The organism is Candidatus Symbiopectobacterium endolongispinus, from assembly GCF_018777385.1.
In the GTDB taxonomy this organism is placed as follows: domain Bacteria; phylum Pseudomonadota; class Gammaproteobacteria; order Enterobacterales; family Enterobacteriaceae; genus Symbiopectobacterium; species Symbiopectobacterium endolongispinus.
In genome coordinates, this window is sequence record NZ_JAFJYB010000004.1 from 84,055 (window position 1) to 107,955 (window position 23,901).

At 54.3% G+C, this 23,901-nt stretch carries 16 protein-coding genes and 6 pseudogenes; 6 read left to right on the plus strand and 16 right to left on the minus strand.

Features of this window, described 5'->3' with window-relative positions; translation table 11 throughout:
* Positions 1–97: 97 nt before the first annotated feature.
* Positions 98–2,446: an aerobic respiration two-component sensor histidine kinase ArcB gene (arcB, locus tag JZM30_RS15685; RefSeq protein WP_252319788.1), complete on the minus strand. Its 2,349-nt coding sequence runs from the start codon at positions 2,444–2,446 to the stop codon at positions 98–100.
* An 85-nt stretch (positions 2,447–2,531) separates the two neighbouring features.
* The gene (mnmL, locus tag JZM30_RS15690) at positions 2,532–3,464 is read right to left on the minus strand and encodes a tRNA modification radical SAM protein MnmL/YtqA (protein ID WP_252319790.1); all 933 of its coding nucleotides are present in this window, start codon (positions 3,462–3,464) and stop codon (positions 2,532–2,534) included.
* Positions 3,465–4,137: 673 nt separating this feature from the next.
* Here mnmL and gltB point away from each other — a divergent pair.
* Both gltB and JZM30_RS15700 read left to right on the plus strand, forming a co-directional pair.
* Positions 4,138–8,586 (plus strand): annotated as a pseudogene (gene gltB, locus JZM30_RS15695) (glutamate synthase large subunit).
* Between the two features lie 9 nt (positions 8,587–8,595).
* Positions 8,596–9,989 (plus strand): annotated as a pseudogene (locus JZM30_RS15700) (glutamate synthase small subunit).
* A gap of 64 nt (positions 9,990–10,053) precedes the next feature.
* On the opposite strand, the gene JZM30_RS15705 reads toward JZM30_RS15700, so the two are convergent.
* From JZM30_RS15705 to JZM30_RS24800, 7 genes and pseudogenes are all read right to left on the minus strand, one after another.
* A complete protein-coding gene (locus JZM30_RS15705) occupies positions 10,054–10,533 on the minus strand; it encodes a GFA family protein (RefSeq protein ID WP_252319792.1) in 480 nt (159 codons plus the stop codon).
* A 44-nt stretch (positions 10,534–10,577) separates the two neighbouring features.
* Positions 10,578–11,075: pseudogene (gene sspB / locus JZM30_RS15710) on the minus strand (ClpXP protease specificity-enhancing factor).
* 6 nt (positions 11,076–11,081) lie between these two features.
* Positions 11,082–11,723, minus strand: a complete 642-nt coding sequence (gene sspA, locus JZM30_RS15715) for a stringent starvation protein SspA (RefSeq protein WP_252319794.1) — start codon at positions 11,721–11,723, stop codon at positions 11,082–11,084.
* Between the two features lie 355 nt (positions 11,724–12,078).
* On the minus strand, positions 12,079–12,471 hold the full coding sequence (gene rpsI, locus JZM30_RS15720) for a 30S ribosomal protein S9 (protein ID WP_252319796.1): 393 nt from the start codon (positions 12,469–12,471) through the stop codon (positions 12,079–12,081).
* Positions 12,472–12,486: 15 nt separating this feature from the next.
* Positions 12,487–12,915, minus strand: coding sequence for a 50S ribosomal protein L13 (rplM, locus tag JZM30_RS15725; RefSeq protein ID WP_196908474.1), 429 nt, complete (start codon positions 12,913–12,915; stop codon positions 12,487–12,489).
* A gap of 247 nt (positions 12,916–13,162) precedes the next feature.
* Positions 13,163–14,056: pseudogene (gene zapE, locus JZM30_RS15730) on the minus strand (cell division protein ZapE); the annotation flags it as partial.
* A gap of 40 nt (positions 14,057–14,096) precedes the next feature.
* The gene (locus JZM30_RS24800; RefSeq protein ID WP_438801512.1) at positions 14,097–14,315 is read right to left on the minus strand and encodes a hypothetical protein; all 219 of its coding nucleotides are present in this window, start codon (positions 14,313–14,315) and stop codon (positions 14,097–14,099) included.
* Between the two features lie 237 nt (positions 14,316–14,552).
* Between JZM30_RS24800 and zapG the strand changes: the two genes are divergently transcribed.
* The 3 genes and pseudogenes from zapG to degS all read left to right on the plus strand — a co-directional run bounded on the left by zapG (position 14,553) and on the right by degS (position 17,733).
* Positions 14,553–14,957, plus strand: a complete 405-nt coding sequence (gene zapG / locus JZM30_RS15735) for a Z-ring associated protein ZapG (RefSeq protein ID WP_252319798.1) — start codon at positions 14,553–14,555, stop codon at positions 14,955–14,957.
* A 230-nt stretch (positions 14,958–15,187) separates the two neighbouring features.
* Positions 15,188–16,536: pseudogene (degQ, locus tag JZM30_RS15740) on the plus strand (serine endoprotease DegQ).
* A gap of 102 nt (positions 16,537–16,638) precedes the next feature.
* Positions 16,639–17,733 carry an outer membrane-stress sensor serine endopeptidase DegS gene (degS, locus tag JZM30_RS15745; RefSeq protein ID WP_252319800.1) on the plus strand — a complete coding sequence of 365 codons (1,095 nt, stop codon included), beginning with the start codon at positions 16,639–16,641 and terminating at the stop codon, positions 17,731–17,733.
* Positions 17,734–17,779: 46 nt separating this feature from the next.
* Here the strand turns inward: degS and murA are convergent, their stop codons facing one another.
* From murA to mlaF, 7 genes are all read right to left on the minus strand, one after another.
* Positions 17,780–19,045 carry a UDP-N-acetylglucosamine 1-carboxyvinyltransferase gene (gene murA, locus JZM30_RS15750; RefSeq protein WP_252319802.1) on the minus strand — a complete coding sequence of 422 codons (1,266 nt, stop codon included), beginning with the start codon at positions 19,043–19,045 and terminating at the stop codon, positions 17,780–17,782.
* Between the two features lie 49 nt (positions 19,046–19,094).
* Positions 19,095–19,349, minus strand: coding sequence for a BolA family iron metabolism protein IbaG (ibaG, locus tag JZM30_RS15755; RefSeq protein WP_222159220.1), 255 nt, complete (start codon positions 19,347–19,349; stop codon positions 19,095–19,097).
* Positions 19,350–19,492: 143 nt separating this feature from the next.
* Positions 19,493–19,786 (minus strand): lipid asymmetry maintenance protein MlaB, encoded by a 294-nt coding sequence (mlaB, locus tag JZM30_RS15760; RefSeq protein ID WP_252319804.1) that lies wholly within the window; start codon positions 19,784–19,786, stop codon positions 19,493–19,495.
* Complete coding sequence (gene mlaC / locus JZM30_RS15765) at positions 19,779–20,411, minus strand: phospholipid-binding protein MlaC (protein WP_252319806.1); 633 nt, start codon at positions 20,409–20,411, stop codon at positions 19,779–19,781. Before mlaC ends, mlaB begins: the two co-directional genes overlap by 8 nt.
* Positions 20,412–20,427: 16 nt before the next feature.
* Positions 20,428–20,994 carry an outer membrane lipid asymmetry maintenance protein MlaD gene (mlaD, locus tag JZM30_RS15770; protein WP_252319808.1) on the minus strand — a complete coding sequence of 189 codons (567 nt, stop codon included), beginning with the start codon at positions 20,992–20,994 and terminating at the stop codon, positions 20,428–20,430.
* 4 nt (positions 20,995–20,998) lie between these two features.
* Positions 20,999–21,781, minus strand: a complete 783-nt coding sequence (gene mlaE, locus JZM30_RS15775; RefSeq protein ID WP_252319810.1) for a lipid asymmetry maintenance ABC transporter permease subunit MlaE — start codon at positions 21,779–21,781, stop codon at positions 20,999–21,001.
* Positions 21,782–21,788: 7 nt separating this feature from the next.
* A complete protein-coding gene (mlaF, locus tag JZM30_RS15780) occupies positions 21,789–22,601 on the minus strand; it encodes a phospholipid ABC transporter ATP-binding protein MlaF (protein WP_252319812.1) in 813 nt (270 codons plus the stop codon).
* Positions 22,602–22,904: 303 nt separating this feature from the next.
* Between mlaF and JZM30_RS15785 the strand changes: the two are divergent.
* Positions 22,905–23,877, plus strand: a pseudogene (locus JZM30_RS15785) (calcium/sodium antiporter).
* The last annotated feature ends 24 nt before the right edge of the window (positions 23,878–23,901 follow it).

Genomic DNA, 23,901 nt, shown 5'->3' on the forward strand with positions numbered 1-23,901 from the left:
CTCGGTCGGGGTCATTTTTTTAGGCCCCTGAAAATCCTTTTCCTCTCCCTCACGATGTCCACACCGCGATTTATCGCACCGCGTTGGCGTGCACCCACTATTTGCGGGCGCGTTTCTCCTGTTCAGCCACCCAAGCTTTCAATACGTCAATATCGTGCTGCCAGTCGTGTTTCAGTTCGTCAATCCACTCCTGCACGTTGTCCCACCAGGCGGGCAGCGTCGTGGTCTGGATTTGCTGCGCCACCTGCTGTAGATGGCGCAACCCAACGGAACCGGCGGCACCTTTGATTTTGTGCCCCTCTTTCGCGATGCCTTTCTGATCGCGCGCTGTCATATTGGAATCCAGCACGGCAAGATAACCGGGCATCATCTGCTCAAACATCGCCACGCTCTGATGGATCAGCGACGGTCCAACCAAATCCAGATATTGTTGCAACATGGGAATATCAAGCAACGCTTCTCGAACCGGTTCCTGCTCAGACACATCGGCGGTAGCTTGCTCAGGCTCATCCTGATAGTCCCAATACTGTTTAATAACAGCGGTTAATGCAGGCACCGCCAGCGGTTTGCTAAGCACATCGTCCATACCCGCATCGAGATATTCTTTTTTATCGCGCAGTACGTTAGCCGTTAAAGCAATCAGCGGCGGCACGTTTTGTCCGGCATTTTTTTTGCGCAGCTCACGCGCCACATCCAGCCCGGTCATGTCCGGCAGTTGGATATCCAGCAGCACCAGATCGAATTCGTCCGGATCGAACATCGTCAGCGCTTCCTGTCCGGTCATCGCCACTTCCACGCTGCTGCCCAGTTTCTCCAGCACCGAACGCGCTACTACCACATTTAGCTCAATGTCCTCAACCAGCAGCACGTTGAGCGCGGGTAACGGCAACTCATCCTCCCCGCCGACAATCACCTCATCTTCCAACGCCGTGGCGGTCACGGTCAGCGTAAAGCAAGAACCTTTACCCTGCGTGCTGGTGACATGAATATCACCGCCCATGTTCTGCGCCAGACGCTTGGAAACCGCCAATCCGATGCCAGTACCGGTCGCCGGTTTACCACCATGTTTGTCTTTTACCTGATAGTACATGGCGAAGATTTTCTCCAACTCATCTTCGGGAATGCCCATGCCGGAGTCTTCGACATCAAAACGCAACTGATCGCCCGCGTCGTGCCAGACACGCACCACAATGTTCCCTTTCTGGGTAAATTTCACCGCGTTACTGAGCAGGTTCCACAGAATCTGGCGCAGACGCGTACCATCGGTAATCACCCGCTGTGGCAACGGTGGATGCTGTTCAACGACCAGTTGCAACCCCTTCGGCTGCGCCAGCAAACCGCCCAGATTTTCCAAATCCGCTAGGAAACCAATAAAATCAATAGGCTGATTATCCAGTTGCACCTTGAGGCGCTCCTGCTTGTCCATCTCGATCACGTCGTTAAAGATATTGCCCAATGTGATGGCGCTGACATGCAGGGTTTTGAGATATTTTTCTTGTTCCGCATCCAGGTGAGTATCGAGCAGGATGCGACTGAGGCCCACAATGCCATTAAGCGGCGTACGAAGCTCATGGCTGATCGTTGAGATGAAGGTGGTATTCTCCCTACTGGCGTTCTCTAACGCGTCCTGGTAGCGCTTACGCTCAGTTATATCGCGCCCAAACCCCATCAGCCCGTGTCGCTTGCCCATTCGGTCGTAGAAAGGCACCTTGCGCAGTTCAAAACAGGCTTTGCGCCCGTCAGGATAGACCAGCCACTGTTCATAGGTGAGTGACACGTTGTGACGGAACACTTTTTCATCCGTTTCCATCACTTTTTCCGCCACATCGGGGGTGTAAACGTCTTTCGGCGTCAGACCCACCAGCTGTTTCTGGCTGCGACCCAACAGCAGTTCCATGGCGCGGTTACAGCCGGAAAACTCCTTATTTTCATTGCGGTAGTAAACCAGGTCCGGCGAGGCATCCAGAAACGATCGTAACAGCGCTGATTGTTGCTCCAATTCCACCTGCGCCTGTTCGCGTCCCGCAATTTCCTCTTTGAGCTTGCTCAGCATCATCAGGCGCGCCTCTTCTGCTTTTTCGCGATCGGCAATCTCCTGATTGAGCTGGGCAATATTGCCCTTTAGCTGATCGTTCAGCGTCTGGTCGCGCAGGCGCATCTCCTCCAGCTTCGCCACCAACTTAGTCAGACGTTGGCGCGACTCCTCCAACTGATCCACCACCACGGAGAGGAAATAGACCGCCCAGGGGGTGATTAACAGGCCAAAAAATACGGAGCGAACGACATTGATGTCTTCGACCTTGCCGGTCAGCAGCAGCGTGACTGCCATCTGCACGGCCATCGCCAGCAGCACCAGCACCGAGGCCAGCAACAGTGAAAAACGCACCAGCCCGAGCTTTACCATCAAATCGACGTAGTACTGCGCCAACAACCGGATCTGCTTCATAGAGAATTTCCTTGGATACCCACCGCGCCATCATAACGTAAAACTCAGCACGATGCGGTGAGACAATCAGCACAACACGTTAACATTACCCTAAGATAACCGGTTGATATGGTTGGCCGAGCGCAGTGCCATGCACCCCATGAGCCTGAAGGTATAAATCCAGTTCCACCATCCCGGTCCAGCGGTTTTCGCACCATAACGGTGCCAGCAGCGTCGGCCGCCGGGCACTGGCAGAAATACGATGGAACACGACCTCTGGTGGCGTATGGCGAATCATCTCGCCGGCCGTGGCGACGTAGGTGTCCAGCGGTAATTCGATCAACCGCCCGGCGCGCCACGCCTTAGCCATAATGCTACCGTCAACGATATGCAGAGGGTGAAGCTTGATGCCTTCAACGCCGGTATCCACCACGCGTTGCAACGTCGTCATGCAGTGCTCGGCACGCTCGCCCGGCAATCCGACAATCAGGTGGCAGCACACGCGTAAACCGCGCTGATGCGCACGCTGCACCGTTTCCTGATAGCAGGCAAAATCGTGACAGCGATTGATGCGATGCAGCGTTTTATCCCAGGCACTCTGTAGCCCCAGTTCCAGCCACACCTCATAGCCTTGCGCATGGTAACCCGCCAACAGATCCAGCACGCTGTCCTGCACACAATCGGGGCGCGTACCCACGCACAGGCCAACGATCTCGGCTTGTTGCAACGCCTCCTTATAAAGTCGGTCCAGCATCTGCACTTCGCCATAGGTACTGGTATAAGCCTGAAAATAGGCCAGATAACGTTTGGCGCGATTGACCTTGCCCGCCTGCGTGTTGAGCTGTTCGGCAATACTTTGGCGTTGCATGGCTTCATCGGCAAAGGAGGCTACATTGCAGAATGTGCAACCGCCCCGCCCGAGCGTGCCATCCCGATTTGGGCAGTTAAATCCGCCGTGCCGCGTCAGTTCATGAATCTTTTCGCCATAACGACGTTGCAAATCCCCGCCAAACATATTGATTAATTTTTGCAATTGCATATTCTAACCTACCCCTGAGGGAAAGCAGACTACCCTTCTCTTCCAGCGTTCGCGATGACCGCGATCAATCACGCACATCCCAATGAAATGCATTTTTATTCGCTTTTAGTGAAAATAAACTCACATCTACACTGATTAAAGTTTCTAATCCCTTACGCGCGCGTCATGAAAATATGAAGCATTACTTAAAAAGAGTTTCATTAAATCTAAAAGTGGATATCCACAGCAGAATATTCTATAATGTAGAGATAACGCAGCAGGGTGACGAGGTGTTCACGCTTTTGCATAGTGATACAGCTCACACTTCATTCGGCCATCAATGCGTAGTCCAACGGAGATTTTTTCAAAAAATCATTTATTTTCATAATTATAACTAAAAACCATCCCTTAATCGCACATTTTGCATTGATATTTGACCTGAACTGGCTTTCTCGCTAATTTGGGAGTCCGCTGGAAGCTTTCCCGACTAGTCCGCGACTCGTCATATTTATGCAGTTAGAAAAGAAAGACTCCCTCTTAAAGCAAGTCATAGTCCACTTGTAAGACCGTCACGAGAGGCCGAAGAAGAGAACGGCAGGATGCGCGACCCCGTCATCCGCCACCGTTCAACGCCACGGTGCCGAACGAAGTAGGTTGTGAGAGTCACACAGAGCCTGGGGAGGTTCACTGAGATATGTTGTACGATGCATCCCAAGAGAGAGACAACTGTGGTTTCGGATTGATCGCCCATATAGAAGGTGAACCGAGCCACAAGGTCGCGCGTACTGCGATTCACGCACTGGCCCGTATGCGGCACCGTGGCGCGATCCTTGCTGACGGCAAGACCGGCGACGGCTGCGGCTTGTTATTACAAAAACCCGATCGTTTCTACCGACTGGTGGCCGAAGAGCACGGCTGGCGGTTGGCGAAGAATTACGCCGTGGGCATGATGTTCCTCAATCAGGACCAAGATCTGGCCCGCGCGGCACGTCGCATTGTGGAAGAAGAGCTGCAAAATGAAACCTTGTCCGTACTGGGATGGCGTGAAGTGCCCACCAACCCAGACGTGCTTGGTGAAATTGCCCTCTCCTCACTGCCGCGCATCGAACAGATTTTTGTCAATTCTCCTGCGGGATGGTCACCGCGCGATATGGAGCGTCGCCTGTTTATGGCGCGCCGCCGTATTGAAAAGCGCATTCAGGATAAAGCGTTCTACGTTTGTAGCTTCTCCAACCTGATCAACATCTATAAAGGTCTGTGTATGCCGGCGGATTTGCCGCGCTTTTACCTGGACCTGGCGGATTTGCGTCTGGAATCTGCCATCTGCCTGTTCCACCAACGCTTCTCCACCAACACCGTGCCACGCTGGCCCAGCCGTTCCGCTATCTGGCGCACAATGGCGAAATCAATACCATTGCCGGTAACCGTCAATTGGCGCGGGCACGTGCCTACAAATTTAAAACGCCGCTGATCCCCGATCTGCAAGATGCCGCACCGTTCGTTAACGAAACAGACTCTGACTCCAGCTCTCTGGATAACATGCTGGAGATATTCCTGAGCGGCGGGATGGATATCGTGCGCGCCATGCGTTTACTGGTGCCGCCCGCCTGGCAGAACAACCCGGACATGGATCCGGAACTGCGTTCGTTCTTTGACTTTAACTCCATGCACATGGAGCCGTGGGACGGACCGGCCGGTATCGTCATGTCCGATGGTCGCTATGCGGCCTGTAACCTCGACCGTAACGACCTGCGCCCGGCGCGCTACGTCATCACCAAAGACAAACTGATCACCTGCGCCTCCGAAGTGGGGATTTGGGATTATCAGCCGGACGAAGTGGTGGAGAAAAGTCGCGTTGGCCCCGGCGAATTGATGGTTATCGATACCCTCGAAGGCCGCATTCTGCACTCCAACGAAACCGACAACGACCTCAAAGGCCGCCACCCGTACAAAGAGTGGATGGAACGCAATGTCAAACGGCTGGTGCCGTTTGAAGAACTGCCAGACGATCAGGTTGGCAGCCGTAAGCTGGATGACAGCCTGCTGGAAACCTACCAGAAGCAGTTCGGCTACAGCAGCGAAGAGCTGGACCAGATTGTGCGCGTACTGGGCGAAAACGGTCAGGAAGCGACAGGCTCAATGGGTGATGACACCCCGTTTGCCGTGCTCTCCAGCCGTCCGCACATCATTTACGACTACTTCCGTCAGCAGTTTGCGCAGGTGACCAACCCGCCGATCGACCCGCTGCGTGAAGCGCACGTAATGTCGCTGGCAACCTGTATTGGCCGCGAAATGAACGTATTTTGTGAAGCCGAAGGTCAGGCGCACCGTTTGAGTTCCAAATCGCCAATCCTGTTGTACTCCGACTTTACTCAGTTGCTCACCCAAGATCAGCAGCACTACCGCGCTGAAACGTTGGATCTGACCTTTGATCCGCGCGAGAAGTCATTGCAGCAAACCGTTGAGGCGCTGTGTGAAGAAGCCGAGCGCAAAGTGCGTGAAGGTGCCGTGTTGCTGGTGCTTTCCGACCGTGCCATCAGCGAGCACCGTTTACCGGTTCCGGCGCCAATGGCAGTGGGTGCCATTCAGCACCGCCTGGTGGAAAAGAGCCTGCGCTGCGATGCCAACCTGATTGTTGAAACTGCCAGCGCCCGCGATCCGCATCATTTCGCCGTTCTGCTGGGCTTCGGCGCTACGGCTATCTATCCGTATCTGGCGTATGAGTCACTGGCTCGACTGGTGGACAACCACACCATCGAGAAGCCTTACCGCACGGTAATGCTCAACTACCGCAACGGTATCAACAAAGGCCTGTACAAGATCATGTCCAAAATGGGCATCTCAACGATCGCCTCGTACCGTTGCTCCAAGCTGTTCGAAGCCGTGGGCCTGCACAAAGAGCTATCAGCGCTCTGCTTCCACGGGGTAGTGAGCCGTATTGGTGGTGCCAACTTCGGCGATTTCGAGCAAGACCTGCAAAATCTGGCAAAACGCGCCTGGTTGAAGCGCAAAACGCTGGAACAGGGTGGCCTGCTGAAATTCGTTTACGACGGCGAATACCACGCCTATAACCCGGATGTGGTTAACAGCCTGCAACAAGCTGTAAAAAGCAGCGAGTACAGCGACTACCTGGAATATGCCAAACACGTCAACGAACGCCCGGTTGCGACGCTGCGTGACCTGTTGGCCATCAAACCGCAGGAAGGCGTAGCCATTCCGGTTGACGACGTAGAACCGGCCAGTGAACTGTTTAAGCGCTTTGACCCCGCCGCCATGTCTATCGGTGCGCTGAGCCCCGAAGCCCATGAGTCTCTGGCGGAAGCCATGAACACCATTGGCGGTAACTCCAACTCCGGTGAGGGTGGTGAAGATCCGGTGCGTTACGGCACTAATAAAGTGTCACGTATCAAGCAGGTGGCCTCTGGTCGTTTCGGTGTTACCCCTGCTTATCTGGTCAACGCTGACGTAATTCAGATTAAAGTGGCACAGGGGGCCAAACCCGGAGAAGGCGGTCAGTTGCCGGGCGATAAAGTGACACCGTACATCGCCAGATTGCGCTACTCCGTGCCGGGCGTAACGTTGATTTCACCGCCGCCGCACCACGATATTTACTCTATCGAAGACTTGGCTCAGTTGATTTTCGACCTGAAGCAGGTCAATCCGAAAGCGATGATTTCGGTCAAGCTGGTTTCTGAACCGGGCGTGGGCACCATTGCGACTGGCGTAGCCAAAGCTTACGCCGACCTGATCACCATCGCCGGTTATGACGGCGGCACCGGTGCCAGCCCGCTCAGCTCAGTGAAATATGCTGGCTGCCCGTGGGAACTCGGGCTGGTGGAAACTCAGCAGGCGCTGGTGGCTAACGGGTTACGCCACAAAATCCGTCTGCAAGTGGACGGCGGTCTGAAAACCGGCGTTGATATCATCAAAGCGGCGATTCTGGGCGCAGAAAGCTTCGGCTTAGGTACCGGCCCAATGGTAGCACTCGGCTGTAAATACCTGCGTATTTGCCACCTGAACAACTGTGCTACCGGCGTCGCCACGCAGGATGACAAGCTGCGCCGCGATCACTACCACGGTCTGCCTGAGCGTGTGATCAATTACTTCAACTTTATTGCGCAGGAAACCCGTCTGCTGATGGCGGAGCTGGGTGTTAGTCAACTGGTTGATTTGATTGGCCGTACCGATCTACTGGTGGGATGGCTTCACAGCCAAACAGAACAAACTGGATCTCTCTGCGCTGCTGCAAACCGCGCAGCCGCAACCGGGCAAAGCGCTGTACTGCACCGAGAGCAACCCGCCGTTTGATGATGGGCTGTTAAACAAGGCGCTGCTGTCTCAGGCACAACCGCACATCGCAGCGAAACAGAGCAAAGCGCTCTACTTTGATATCCGCAATACTGACCGTTCCGTCGGTGCAACGCTATCCGGTGCTATTGCCGCTCAGCACGGCGATCAAGGGCTGGCAAGCTACCCGATCAAAGCCAACTTCTCTGGCACTGCCGGACAAAGCTTCGGCGTATGGAACGCAGGCGGCGTGGAACTGACGTTGACCGGCGACGCCAACGACTATGTGGGCAAAGGCATGGCTGACGGCTGCATCTCCGTGCGTCCACCGGTTGGCTCCGCGTTCCGCAGTCATGAAGCGAGCATTATCGGCAACACCTGCCTGTACGGCGCGACTGGCGGCAAGCTGTTTGCCGCAGGCCGGGCGGGCGAACGTTTCGGCGTGCGTAACTCCGGTGCCATCACCGTGGTGGAAGGCATCGGCGACAACGGCTGTGAGTACATGACGGGCGGTATCGTCTGCGTATTGGGCCGCACCGGCGTTAACTTTGGCGCAGGCATGACCGGCGGTTTCGCCTACGTACTGGATGAAGACGGTGAGTTCCGTAAGCGCGTCAACCCTGAGCTAGTGGAAGTGCTGTCGGTCTACGATCTGGCGATTCACAAAGAGCACTTACGCGGCCTGATCACCGAGCACGTGCAGCACACCGGTTCCCAGCGCGGCGAAGAGATCCTCGCCAACTGGCCGGTCTGGGCGTCGCGTTTCGCGCTGGTGAAACCCAAGTCGAGTGATGTGAAGGCATTATTAGGGCATCGTAGTCGTTCCGCAGCCGAATTGCGGGTTCAGGCGCAGTAAGAGGGCATTATGAGTCAGAACGTTTATCAATTTATCGACTTACAGCGTGTTGATCCGCCGAAAAAGCCGTTAAAGATTCGCAAAATCGAGTTCGTGGAAATCTACGAACCCTTTTCCGAAAGCCAGTCCAAGGCGCAGGCAGACCGCTGCCTGGCCTGCGGTAACCCCTATTGCGAATGGAAGTGCCCGGTACACAACTACATTCTCAACTGGCTGAAACTGGCAAACGAAGGGCGCATTATCGAAGCGGCTGAGCTGTCGCACCAGACCAACAGTCTGCCGGAAGTGTGTGGACGCGTTTGCCCGCAAGACAGACTGTGTGAAGGTTCCTGTACGCTTAATGCGGAGTTTGGCGCGGTCACCATCGGCAATATCGAACGCTACATCAATGACAAAGCGATCGAAATGGGCTGGAAACCCAACCTGTCTCACGTGAAACCCACCGGCAAGCGGGTTGCCATTGTGGGCGCGGGCCCGGCAGGGTTGGCGTGTGCCGATGTGTTGGCACGCAGCGGTGTGCAGGCGGTGGTGTTCGATCGTCATCCGGAAATTGGCGGTTTGCTGACCTTCGGGATTCCGGCCTTCAAGCTGGAGAAAGAGGTGATGATCAAACGCCGTGAAATCTTCAGTGAGATGGGTATTGAGTTCCAACTCAACACCGAGATTGGCAAAGACATTGCGCTGGAGACCCTGCTCGCCGATTACGACGCGGTATTCCTGGGTGTCGGCACCTATCAGTCCATGCGTGGCGGATTGTAAAACGAGGACGCGCCGGGCGTGTACGACGCACTGCCGTTCCTGATTGCCAACACCAAGCAACTGATGACACCGGATGAACCCTATACCGACATGAGCGGCAAGCGCGTGGTGGTGTTGGGTGGTGGTGATACCGCGATGGACTGCGTGCGTACCACGGTGCAACCCACGTGACCTGTGCCTACCGTCGTGATGAAGTCAACATGCCCGGCTCCAAGCGCGAAGTGAAAAATGCGCGCGAAGAGGGCGTGGAATTTCTGTTCAACCTGCAACCGCTCAGCATCGAAATCAACGGTGCCGGTAAAGCCTGCGGCGTAAGAATGGCACGTACTGAACTGGGTGCGTCGGATGCCAATGGCCGCCGTCCTGAAATCGTCGAAGGCTCCGAGCATGTGCTGGAAGCAGACGCCGTGATCATGGCGTTTGGTTTCCGTCCGCACAAGATGGACTGGTTGACAAAACACGGCGTGGATCTGGACAGCCAAGGGCGCATCGTGGCCCCTGAGCAAAGCGAGAGCGCGTTCCAGACCAGCAACCCGAAAATCTTCGCCGGTGGCGATGCGGTACGCGGTTCCGATCTGGTGGTGACCGCCATTGCCGAAGGCCGCAAGGCCGCGGATGGCATCATGAACTATCTGGAAGTGTAATCGGCAACGCCATCCATCAAGGCGGCGCAAGCCGCCTTTTTCTTGTGCGCACTATGCGTATGATTTAGCTATTGCTATTGAACTGATCGAGGATGTCCTGCTCTGTCAGCATCGGTGTTTGCTGGGCAAAATCATAAAAATCCGGTTTGCTTTCAATATAAATCTGACTCACCAACCGTTTGCGATCGTCTGGGAATATCCCCGCAGACAGTTCATAGGTTTGCGTTTCTAGCAGCAGGTAATGCAGCAGGTAATAGAGATGGGTACCGCAGATTCGGCAGAACGTACGCTCGGCCCATTCTGACGAGCAGTAATGGGTGACGTTCTCTTCACCGCGCAGTGTCACATCGTGTTTGCACTCAACCGCCAACAGCGGTCCGCCGCCCCACTGGCGGCACATGTTGCAATGACACACGCTGACGTCATGCACACACGCTTCCGGTACTTCGACGGTGACTGCGCCGCATAAGCACTGGCCTTTGGTCATTTTCATCACGCCCTCCTGCCGCAAACGGTTATCGATTTTTATCAATGCTGTTGCCATAAAAAAAGGGCATACCGACGGTTGCCCCTTTTCTGTGAATGTGATTATTTCACCACACGTAACGATGGTCGCCCACCGCGCGGCGCCGGCGGTGGATCATAATCAGGCGGGTTAGTCTCCGTCACGCTGTCTTGTTGCTCGTTATCCACAACCGACATCACCACACCCGGCGTCAATGCCTCACCCTGCGCATCCGTAAGTTTATCCAGCTAATAGGCGGGCTCAGGCTCAAACATGGTGCCAGCGCCGTTTTCACGGGCGTAAATAGCCAGCACAGCGGCCATCGGGACATAAACCTGACGCTGTACGCCCCAAAAGCGGGCGTTAAAACGCACGCTGTCATCAGCCAGCTCCAGGCCACCTACCGCACGCTGTGCGATATTCAGTACTATCTGCCCATCACGGGCGAATTCCATTGGCACCATTACGCCCGGCAGCGATACATCAACCACCAGATGCGGCGTTAATTGATTATCCAGCAGCCAATCATAAAAAGCCCGCAACAGATACGGACGGCGCGGAGACAGTTGAGACAACGCCATACAGGTTTAACCTCGGGTGTGCAAACGGATTTCACGCTCGGCTTCGGTCAGGGATGCCAGGAAAGCATCACGCTCGAAGACGCGCATCATATAACCTTTCAGCTCTTTCGCCCCTGCGCCCGTCAATTCGATGCCCAGCAACGGCAAACGCCACAGCAGCGGTGCCAGATAGCAATCGACCAGGCTGAACTCTTCGCTCATGAAATAAGGCGCTTCATTGAACACAGGTGCAACGGCCAGCAACTCTTCACGCAGTTGTTTACGCGCCGCATCCGCTTCTTGTGCATTCCCCTGCATGATTTTTTTCAAGAGAGAATACCAATCGGATTCAATGCGGTGCATCATCAGGCGGCTGGTACCGCGGGCCACCGGGTAAACCGGCATCAACGGAGGATGAGGGAAACGCTCATCCAGGTACTCCATGATGATACGAGATTCATACAGCGTCAGTTCGCGATCGACCAACGTCGGCACGGAGCCATAGGGATTGAGGTCAATAAGATCCTGTGGCAGGTTATCCATATCCACCAGCTCAATCTCGATACTCACGCCCTTTTCCGCCAAGACAATGCGAACCTGATGGCTAAAAATGTCGGACTGACCAGAAAACAGCGTCATCACCGAACGTTTGTTGGCAGCGACAGCCATGAAAACCTCCAAGTTTATCGAGAAATACGATTAATAACTAAACGGCGCTATCCTGCATAGCCCGGAATCACTGTACGTGATTGTCCACAAGAAAAACGTCTGGCGGCATCAACATTCGGGAAAATTGCCGACTGGCATTACAGGCACAAAATCGGCAAATAGTTTACCAGATTTTGTGCGTTCTGTGGTGAAAGAAGCGCAATTTCATTACTAACCATCAGAAAAGCAGGATTATTTTTTTATCTGAAGAGATGAAATGCGAGCAGAATTAGCCCGATGAGACGAATGCAAGACAAAAAAACCCGATGCAAGCACCGGGTTTTTTGCGTTGATTTGCAGCGATAAACGCCAGAAATTAACGTTTGGAGTACTGAGGACGGCGACGTGCTTTACGCAGACCGACTTTCTTACGTTCAACTTCACGTGCGTCACGGGTAACGAAGCCCGCTTTACGCAGTTCAGAACGCAGAGACTCATCGTACTCCATCAGCGCACGGGTGATACCATGACGAATGGCACCCGCTTGACCGGAAATACCACCACCTTTAACGGTGATGTACAGATCCAGTTTGCCAACCATGTCGACCAGTTCCAGCGATTGACGAACTACCATGTGGGCAGTTTCGCGACCGAAGTACTGTTCCAGGCTGCGCTGGTTGATAACGATATTGCCGTTGCCCGGTTTGATGAACACGCGAGCGGCGGAGCTTTTGCGGCGACCAGTGCCGTAGTATTGATTTTCAGCCATTGCCTATAATCCCGATTAAATGTCCAGAACTTGCGGTTGCTGTGCCGCGTGGTTGTGCTCGTTACCTGCGTAAACTTTCAGTTTACGGTACATAGCACGACCTAGTGGGCCCTTCGGCAGCATGCCTTTAACCGCGATTTCAATCACACGCTCAGGACGGCGGGCAATCATCTCTTCAAAGGTCGCTTGCTTGATACCACCGATGTGGCCGGTGTGGTGATAGTAAATCTTGTCGTTACGCTTGTTGCCGGTTACAGCAACTTTGTCAGCGTTCAGAACGATGATGTAATCACCGGTATCGACGTGCGGGGTGTATTCCGCTTTATGCTTACCGCGCAGACGGCGAGCCAGTTCAGTAGCCAGGCGGCCCAGAGTTTTACCGGTCGCGTCAACAACATACCAGTCGCGTTTGACGGTTTCTGGTTTAGCTGTAAAAGTTTTCATTAAAAGCTTACCCAATTTAAGTTACACGTTGGTGAACACCCAAACGCTTCAATAAATTCAGAAATAAAGTGTCGAGGTTCACACGGCATCTAGTCCAGCAAACCTACCACTTCGAATAGCCATGCCGGCGCGATTAACGTTTCGGGAAAAAACGTTGTTGTAACGTGGGGTAGCAAGATTATAGAGAAGTCGATAACAAAGATCGACCTCTTTTCCATCAAAGCGCAATAAATTCCCCGTTGTCCGCTCAGGCAAGGTGCGGCTGGCTCAAATATTCTTCACTTTGCATCTCTTGCAACCGCGACAGGCAGCGCTGGTATTCGAATTTCAGGTGCTCACCTTGATACAGCGCGAACATCGAGGTTTGTGCCGCGATCACCAGTTTGACCCGCCGCTCATAAAACTCATCCACCAATGCCAGAAAGCGGCGCGCCGCATTCTCCTCTTTGCTCCCCATCACCGTCACATTGTGTAGCAGTACCGTGTGGTAGAGGCGCGATAGCGCAATATAGTCATTCTGGCTGCGCGCATCGAGACACAGCGTGGCAAAATCGATGGCCAGTACCCCATCGCCCGCACTGAGCGTCGGCATCGGTCGATGGTTGATCTCCAGCACTGGTCCTGGCGTAGAGAATGCCCGGCCAGACAAGCGCGAGAACATCTGACGCATCTCAGCATCGGTTTCCTGCGACAGCTGCGTCAGATAGAGATGCGCCTGCGTTAGCGTGCGCAGGCGATAATCGATACCGGCATCAACATTGCGCACCTCGCAATACTGCTTGATCAGATCGATAGCTGGCAAAAAACGACTGCGTTGCAGGCCGTTGCGATAGAGGTTATCCGGAGGAATGTTGGATGTGGCCACCAATGTGACGCCACGGGTGAACAACGCACGTAACAGTTCCGCCAGCAGCATGGCATCGGTGATATCCGTAACGAAAAACTCATCAAAACAGAGTACATAAGCCTGCGCCTTGAACCCATCGGCCACCTGCTCCAGCGGGTTCGGTTGCCCCTGTAGCTGGTTCAGTTCTTCGTGCACGCGCAGCATAAAGCGATGGAAATGCAACCGCAGCTTACGCTCTGTGGGTAGACTCTGGAAAAACAGATCCATCAGCCAGGTTTTGCCGCGCCCAACCCCGCCCCACATATAAAGCCCCTGCACCGGTGCCACCGACGGTTTATCCGCTAGCCCCAGCCAGTGCCGCCAGCGGGTAAAACGGCCATCGGATGCAGGGAGTCGTCTGCGATGCTTCGCGCGCTTGCAAGGCCTGATAAATGTCATGCAGTGCGGTTACCGTTTGCAGTTGTACCTCATCAGGCTGATACTCGCCCGTCGCCACTGCCTGCTGATAGTGCACCAGTGGCCCAGCAAGCGGCAGCGTTGTCGGTTGTATCATCTCGGGTTCTCCCTTCATTCGCCATTTTCCGAAAAAAAAGTTAGTCGTGTTTTATCGCCTGTTAACGGCGATTCGCTCCGCGATCGTCGCATTTTTCCATGATATCATCTGAAATAGATCCCAATTACCTTACAGCGTCGCGTTTCGGGACTCCACTCGGGCGGCGTTAGCGGTTATAGTGGCTATTATGAAGTGAAAAAACCCTACGGGACAACGACGTCGAATAGAGGTGTCTTTATGACTTGGGAGTATGCGCTAATAGGATTAGTTGTCGGCATCATCATCGGTGCTGTCGCCATGCGCTTTGGCAACTCTAAACTGCGGCAACAACAAGCGCTGCAAAGCGAGTTGGAAAAGAGCAAAACCGAACTGGAGACCTACCGTCAGGAGTTGGTGGGCCATTTTGCCCACAGCGCCGAGTTGTTGGACAACATGGCAAAAGATTACCGTCAGTTGTACCAGCATATGGCAAAAAGCTCTAGCAACCTGCTGCCAGATTTGCCGATGCAGGATAACCCGTTTCGCTACCGCTTAACCGAGGCGGAAGCAGACAACGATCAGGCACCGGTGGACATGCCGCCGCGCGATTATTCAGACGGCGCGTCCGGACTGCTGCGCGGTGAGCGCCCGCTGCGCAAATAAGCATTTTGTGCCCTACTGCGTGAAGGACAAGATCCTTCACGCAGCCTACATCCCCACTATCCCTTCCCTGCACAATTTGACGATAGTTACATTCCCTTGACGAAAGAATAGTGAACTTTACACGTTATTCTCTGGTCGACTCTTCACCAGTCGTTTAAGTTTATATATCATCATTTTATTCATAATCGACATTCTGTCGATGGTTCGCAGGTTGTGATAGATAACGTCAAATGAAGAAAAAATCATTATTATTCAGCGCACTGGCAGTAAGTATGAGCCTGGCATTGTCATCGCTTCCTGCCGCACAAGCCGCCGTGGTGGAAGGTTAACAGTTACCCAATCTGGCACCGATGTTGGAAAAGGTGTTGCCTGCGGTGGTCAGCGTGCATGTGGAAGGTACACAAACGCAGCGCCAACGCGTACCGGAAGAGTTTAAATTTTTCTTTGGTCCGAATGCCCCTCAGGCAAGCAGAACAGCCGCCCGTTTGAAGGCCTTGGTTCAGGCGTGATTATCGATGCGGCCAAAGGGTATGTACTCACCAATAACCATGTCATCAACAACGCCGATAAAATTCGCGTGCAGTTGAATGATGGTCTGGAATATGACGCCAAACTGCTGGGTCGCGATGAACAAAGCGACATCGCACTGCTGCAACTGAACGATGCCAAGAATCTGCAAGAAGTTAAAATGGTGTATTCTGACCAACTGCGCGGCGGAGATTTCGCCGTCGCCGTGGGTAACCCGTTCGGTCTGGGCCAAACGGCCACCTCAGGTATTATCTCCGCGCTAGGTCGCAGCGGCCTGAATCTGGAAGGGTTAGAAAACTTTATCCAGACCGATGCCTCTATTAACCTCGGTAACTCCGGCGGCGCGCTGGTTAACCTCAAAGGTGAGCTGATTGGGATCAACACCGCGATCCTGGCACCGGGTGGCGGTAACATCGGTATCGGGTTTGCCATTCCCAGCAACATGGCGCAAAACCTGGCGCAGCAACTTATCGAGTTCGGTGAAGTGAAACGCGGCCTGTTAGGCATCAAAGGCAGCGAAATGACCGCCGACATGGCGAAAGCTTTCAAGGTGGAAGCGCAACGTGGTGCCTTCGTCAGCGAGGTATTGCCAAAATCCGCGGCCGCCAAGGCCGGTGATGCGCTGACATCACTGGACGGCAAACCGATCAACAGCTTTGCTGAACTGCGTGCCAAAATCGGCACCACCGCGCCCGGTAAAACGGTGAAAATTGACCTGCTGCGTGAAGGAAAACCGCTGGAACTCTCCGTGGTTCTCGATAATAACACCTCTGCCGCCACCAGCGCCGAGAGCCTGTCTCCGGCCTTGCAGGGCGCATCGCTTGCCAATGGTCAGGCGAAGGATGGCAGTAAAGGGGTACAAATCGAAGACGTCATCAAAGACACACCGGCAGCACAGATGGGCTTGCAGAAAGGCGATATCATTGTCGGCGTTAACCGTGAACGGGTAGAAAACATCACCCAACTGCGCAAAATTCTAGAAAGCAAACCCAGCGTGCTGTCGCTGAACGTGGTGCGTGGCGAAGAAACGATTCACCTGCTGCTACGCTAATACAATATATTGTATAAATACTATAAAATCGGACACGGTACATGCCGTGTCCGGTAAACTCATGTTATCCTCCGCTTACCTATCCACTTCCCTGTACGTTTTATGCTCGCAAAACTCTTTCGCTCCGCCATTATTGGCGCGATCATGGCGGGAATTCTGCTCGCGATCATGCCGTTGCTACGGTCAAATACCGCACTGTTTTCCCGCTCACCCAGTATCCAGAGTGAGGATGTGCCGCTTAGCTACAATCAGGCCGTTCGCCGCGCAGCGCCTGCGGTGGTTAACGTCTATAGCCGAGAATCAAGCAGCGAGAACAACGGGGAACTGAATATTCGCCTGCTCGGATCTGGCGTGATCATGAGTGAAAAGGGCTACGTGCTGACCAATAATCACGTGATAAACAATATCGCACAGTTGGTTATCTCGTTACAGGATGGCCGCGTCTATGAGGCCAGCGTGATTGGCACCGACAAGCTGACCGATCTGGCGGTGGTGAAAGTGGAAGCCGCCAACCTACCGGTTATCACCATCAACGAAAAACGCACTGCGCACATCGGTGATGTAGTGCTGGCTATCGGCAACCCTTACAACCTGGGGCAAACCGTTACCCAAGGCATTATCAGCGCCACCGGCCGCGTGGGGTTGAGTTTGATGGACGGCTCTGGTTCCGGCTTTGGCGGGCGTCAGAATTTCTTGCAAACCGATGCCTCCATCAACCACGGTAACTCTGGCGGTGCGTTGGCCAACACGCTGGGTGAACTGGTCGGCATCAATACACTGACCTTTGATAAAGGCAGCGACGGAGAAACGCCGGAGGGCATTGGCTTCGCCATTCCGGTAGCGCTGGCGACCAAGGTGATGGGAAAACTGATTCGTGATGGTCGTGTGATTCGCGGCTATATCGGCATTAACGGCGCGCAGGCGGAAGGGTTGTCACCCAATAGCACGCTGGACGGCAATAAACGGTTGCAAGGCGTGATCGTGATGAATGTCGAACCCGGTGGTCCGGCGGATAAAGGCGGCATGAAAAAAGGTGACGTGTTGCTAACCATGAACGGCAAGCCAGCCGTCTCAGTTATCGAAACCATGGATCAGGTGGCTGAAATTCGCCCCGGTACCGCCGTTCCAGTAGCCATTCGCCGTGGCGACCAGGAGATGACGCTGTCGGTGACGATTCAGGAGTTTCCTGAGAGCTAACGTTACCAGTATGAGCAGCACCGCGGCTGCTCATACTGAAACGGGATTACGCGTCGTTGCCACTCACACGTTCGATGTTCGCACCCAGCCCACGCAGTTTATCTTCAATGCGTTCGTAGCCGCGATCGATGTGATAGATACGATCAACGAGGGTTGTACCTTCCGCGATACACCCAGCCAGCACCAGACTGGCTGATGCGCGCAGATCGGTCGCCATTACCTGAGCGCCAGAAAGCGTATCAACGCCGTGGCAGATCACGGTGTTACTCTCAATCTCTGCCTGCGCGCCCATACGAATCAGTTCCGGTACGTGCATAAAGCGGTTTTCGAAGATGGTTTCGGTGATAACACCGGTGCCTTCTGCCACCAGATTCAGCAGGCTGAACTGCGCTTGCATATCGGTCGGGAAGCCGGGATGCGGAGAGGTACGCACGGTAACCGCTTTCGGGCGTTTGCCATGCATATCCAGGCTGATCCAGTCCTCACCCACTTCGATATCTGCGCCTGCATCACGCAATTTTGCCAGCACGGCATCCAGCGTATCCGGACGCGTGTTGCGGCACACAATGCTGCCACGAGAGACCGCAGCGGCCACCAGGAACGTGCCGGTTTCGATACGGTCAGGCAGCACGCGGTAAACGCCGCCACCCATACGCTCGACGCCTTCGATAACGATCTTGTCGCTGCCGGCGCCAGTGATTTTGGCACCCATTGCGTTCAGGAAGCCCGCCGTATCAACAATTTCCGGCTCGCGCGCGGCGTTTTCGATAATGGTGGTGCCTTCCGCCAGCGTTGCCGCCGTCATGATGGTGACAGTTGCACCGACGCTGACTTTATCCATGACGATATGCGCGCCCTGTAAACGCCCGTCAACCGTGGCTTTGACATATCCCTCTTCCAGCACGATCTTGGCACCCAACTGCTCCAATCCGGTAATGTGCAGATCGACCGGACGTGCGCCAATCGCGCAGCCGCCAGGCAGTGAAACCTGCCCCTGACCGAAACGCGCGACCAGCGGCCCCAACGCCCAGATAGAAGCGCGCATGGTTTTCACCAGATCGTAAGGAGCGCAAAATACGTTAACGTCGCGGGCATCCACATGCACCGAACCGCTGCGCGTCACGTGAGCACCTAACTGGCTAAGCAGCTTCATCGTGGTATCGATATCACGCAGCTTGGGAACATTTTGGATTTCTACTGGCGCTTCCGCCAACAGGGCCGCAAACAGGATGGGCAGGGCGGCATTTTTCGCCCCGGAGATAGTGACTTCACTAGTGAGCCGGGTGGGACCCTGCACACGAAATTTGTCCATAGTTAAGTTCTCAGCTTGCTAAAAGTATTCCAGGGCGCACTGCTCTCGCTTAAAAGCCGTTCAGCTTGCGATCGCGTTGCCATTCTTCCGGTGTATAGGCCTTGATGGAAAGCGCATGAATGCGGTTATCCGCAATGTACTCCATCAAGGGCGCGTATACGGTCTGCTGCTGTTTGACACGACGCATACCAGCAAAAATATCCCCCACGGCGACAACCTGAAAGTGGCTGCCATCGCCAGTTACGTGGACTTCTTGCAGTGCGAGTGCCTTCATCAGCACCTCTTCGATCTCGTTATTTTCCATCGCTCTTAATTCTGTATTCAGTGGGGAGGATTATCAGCCGTGTATCTTAGATTAATACGCCGTTTTCTTAAATAAAGAAATCCCTCTTGGCGTAAGCTAAGAGGGCTGTTTTCATCTATACGCGGGAAAGGTAAAGAAAAAAATCAAACGACAGGGATAATATCGTTGAGGTTATACAGCGCAATCAGCGTTTTTACCCGCTCACTGGCACCAGAAATAACGAAGGATGGCGTTGAACGGATCTGCTGTTGATAGAGATGCACCAACAGCGCCAACCCGGCGGAATCCACTCGCTTCAGCGCAGTGATATCCAGCGCCTGCTTGCCCTTCAATAAGGTCTCACGCTGCTGCCAAAACGGCAGCAGTGAATCGCGATCCAAATCGCCGGACAGCGCCAGCGTCGAGTCTTGCGACGTCCAGCGCAGTGCCTCAGCCATTCTTCTGCTCCAGCGTAATCGGCTGACTAGCGGAAGCTTCCAACTGCTTGGTTAACCCATCAACACCCTGTTGACGCAAAATAGCTGCCCATTCGTTTTGCTTGGCGGTGATCATGCTCACCCCTTCAGCAATCATGTCGTAAGCCTGCCAGTTACCGGTCTGGCTGTTTTTACGCCATTGAAAATCCAAACGCACCGGTGGGCGTCTACCGTTATCGATAATGGTCACACGGATAGGAATGATATCAGCGCGGCCCAGCGGCTGTTCCGGCGCAATCTGGTAGTTCTGTCCATGATACAGCGCCAGCGCCTGACCGTAGGCTTGCGCTAAATAGGCTTCGAACGCCTTGAAATAGGCATCACGCTGCGCCGGCGTCGCTTCTTTGTAGTAGCGGCCCAGCACCAGCGCCCCTGCATAGCGAATCTGAACATACGGCAGCAGCTCTTCTTGCACGATTTGACGCAAGTAGTTCGGATCCTGCTTGATGCGTGGTTGTTCCGTTTTCAGACGCGTAAAGGTCTTCTCCGCCGCATCGTTCATCAAACGATAAGGATTGGTTTGATCCGCCGCGCTGGCGAGAGGTGCCACGACCAGCAGTGCCACCATCAGTAAACGTTTTAACATGCAGATGTCCTCTTGATTATTGTGCTGCGCCCGGCGCAGGAGCAGACGGCGCTGGCGTCAATGCCGGTTCGTTTTGCGGCACAGATTCCGTTTTTCCCGTATTGTCGGCGCTATCTCCCCCGCTCTTATAGAGGAATTGTCCGATTAAGTCTTCCAGCACCATGGCAGATTTGGTGTCCTGAATCACACCGCCATCGGCGAGGATCTTGGTGCCCATTTCTTCATCTTCGAAGCCGATATTCAGCGCCAGATACTGTTCGCCCAACAGCCCGGAGGTGCGGATCGCCAGCGAACTGGTGTCAGGAATATGGTCGTACCGGCGTTGGATATCCATGGCAACGCGCGGCAAATAGGTTTTGGTATCCAACGAAATATCAGCAACGCGACCAATCACCACGCCACCGACTTTTATCGGAGAACGCGCTTTCAGGCCGCCGATATTGTCAAACGTGGCGTACAACCGGTAGGTCTGTTCGCTGCCGATAGACTTCACGTCGGCGACTTTCAAACAGAGAAAAATAATGGCGCCCAGGGCGATCAACAGGAATACGCCAACCCAGATTTCACTTCGCTTTGTTTGCATCGACTCAGTTCCCAAACATCAGTGCTGTCAGCACAAAATCCAATCCCAATACCGCCAATGACGAATGCACTACCGTGCGCGTCGTCGCCCGACTGATCCCCTCAGAGGTTGGGATCGCATCATAGCCATTGAACAACGCAATCCAGGTCACGGTAATCGCAAATACCACACTTTTGATCACACAGTTCAGCAGATCCTTGCGCCACTCGACGGCGCCATGCATCGCTGACCAAAAGAAGCCATCATCGATGCCCTTCCAACTCACCACAACCAACGCGCCGCCCCAGATGCCGACCGCCACGAAGATGATCGTCAACATCGGCATGCTGATAAGTCCCGCCCAGAAACGGGGGGCCACCACGCGCCGCAACGGGTCTACCGCCATCATCTCCATACTGGAGAGCTGTTCGGTGGCTTTCATCAGGCCGATTTCCGCCGTCATGGCCGAGCCAGCGCGGCCAGCAAACAACAGCGCGGTGACCACCGGCCCCAGTTCGCGCAGCAAAGATAGCGCCACCATCATGCCCAAACTGGCCTCGGCGCTGTAGGTGGTCAGCACGATATACCCTTGCAGCCCCAACACCATACCGATAAAGAGACCAGACACCAGGATGATCAACAGTGACTGAACCCCAACGCTGTGCAGTTGCTTGAGCAACAGCGGGCCTTGCTTGCGCAATTCGGGACGGCCCACCAGCGCATTAAACAACATGAACCCGGCACGACCAAAGGCAGCACAGGACAGGATTCCCTGACGTCCCAACGACGCCAATGCTTCTCGTAGCATGAATTGATTAACTCCCGGAGCCTAACAGGCTGGTTTTGTAGTCACCAGCAGGAAAGCGAAATGGCACGGGACCATCGGCAATGCCGTCAATAAATTGCCGTACCCGAGGATCGGTATTCGCACGCAGCGCCTCCACCGAGCCGTGCGCAACGATATGCTGATCCGCCACGATGTAGGCATAATCCGCGATGCTCAGCACTTCCGGCACGTCATGGGAGACCACAACGCAGGTGATACCCAGCGCATGGTTCAGTTCATCAATAAGCTTAACCAACACGCCCATGGTGATCGGATCCTGACCGACAAAGGGTTCGTCGAACATGATCATCTGTGGATCGAGCGCGATGGCACGGGCCAGTGCGGCACGGCGAGCCATCCCTCCAGAAAGCTCTGAAGGCATCAGATTAGTCGCACCGCGTAACCCGACAGCTTCCAGTTTCATCAGCACCGTGCTGCGTAACAGCGTTTCGGGCAGTTGGGTGTGTTCCCGCAGTGGCCAGGCCACGTTCTCAAACACCGTAAGATCGGTGAACAACGCGCCAGATTGGAACAACATGCTCATCTTCTTACGCACGTCATACAATCGGGAACGGGAGAGCGTTGGTATATTCTCTCCGTCAAACCAGATCTCGCCGCTGTCCGGTTGAAGCTGACCGCCAATCAGGCGCAGCAATGTGGTTTTACCGATACCGGAGGGCCCCATGATAGCGGTGACTTTCCCTTTGGGTACGGTTAACGAAACATCGGTGAAAATGGGCCGCTCGCCACGCGAAAAATTGAGCCCACTAATTTCAACCAGATGAGTAGCATCTTGGTTCATGCGATCTTTTCCTTCACTCACTCCCCTTGACGATCGTCGCTGTTATACGTCCATGACGTGCAACAACCGTTACATTTCCTATCAAGCTTAACGGCAGGTTTTAGGCAAAGCCCGAGTTTTACAAAATATTACCGACAATTCTTACCGAAAAGGGCGGGTTCTGGCTGCCATAGGTTTTACTTTTTCTGCCCAGACAGTCAAAATTACCCCTCTACGATGCAACGCAATTTTTGCTCGACATTCGTCCGCGCACCGCTTCATTGCCTTATGAGCCGGTGATTATACCCGAATAAAGGACGCTGCATGCTTTCTGCGATAGTTCTGCTGGTTATTGGCCTGTTTATCTTGGTTTATGGTGCTGACCGTTTGGTTTATGGCGCAGCCGTTCTTGCCCGTGTGTGGGGTGTTTCTCCTTTGATTATCGGCGTGATGATTGTTGGCATCGGCACGTCACTGCCAGAATTGGCGGTGTCGGTAACAGCGGGTCTGAACCAGCAAATGGACATGGCGGCCGGTAACGTATTGGGTTCGAATATCGCCAATATCATGCTAATCCTCGGCAGTGCTGCCCTGATTCGCCCCTTGACCTTTCGCTCCGATCTGCTGCGGCGTGAACTGCTCCCCATGCTGTTGATCACGCTGTTCAGCGGGCGGTGTGCTTTACAATGGCTATCTCAGTCGGATTGATGGCGTCATGCTGCTCGCGGCGGCGGGTGCCTGGATCGTGCTAATGCTACGCATGGCGCGTCAGGCACAACAGAACGGCAGTGACAGCCTGACACTTGAACAATTGGCGGAACTACCGCTGGCACGGGCTAACGGTAACCAGACGGTTGCCGTCCTCTGGTTGCTGCTGGGATTGATTATTCTGCCGATGGCGGCGCGTATCGTGATTGACAATGCAACGGTGATTACACGTCATTTCGCCTTTGATGAGTTGACCATCGGGCTGACAGTGCTGGCGATTGGCACCAGCCTGCCGGAACAGGCTACCGCCATCGTCGGCACGCTGAAAAAAGAGGATGATATCGCGCTGGGTAACCTGATTGGGTCGAACGTCTTCAATCTGGTTATCGTGCTTGGTGTTCCGGCGCTGCTGTCACCCGGTGCGGTGAACCCACTGGCATTTCAACGCGATTACGGCGTGATGCTGGGAGCGAGCCTGCTGCTGACGCTGCTCTGTCTGCGCAAAAAGCGCTCTATCGGACAAGGTACTGGCGCGCTATTACTGTGTATGTTTATTGCTTACTTTGCGACGCTGTTTTTGCTGTATTAGCGGCGCACGACCAGTTTTCTTGGA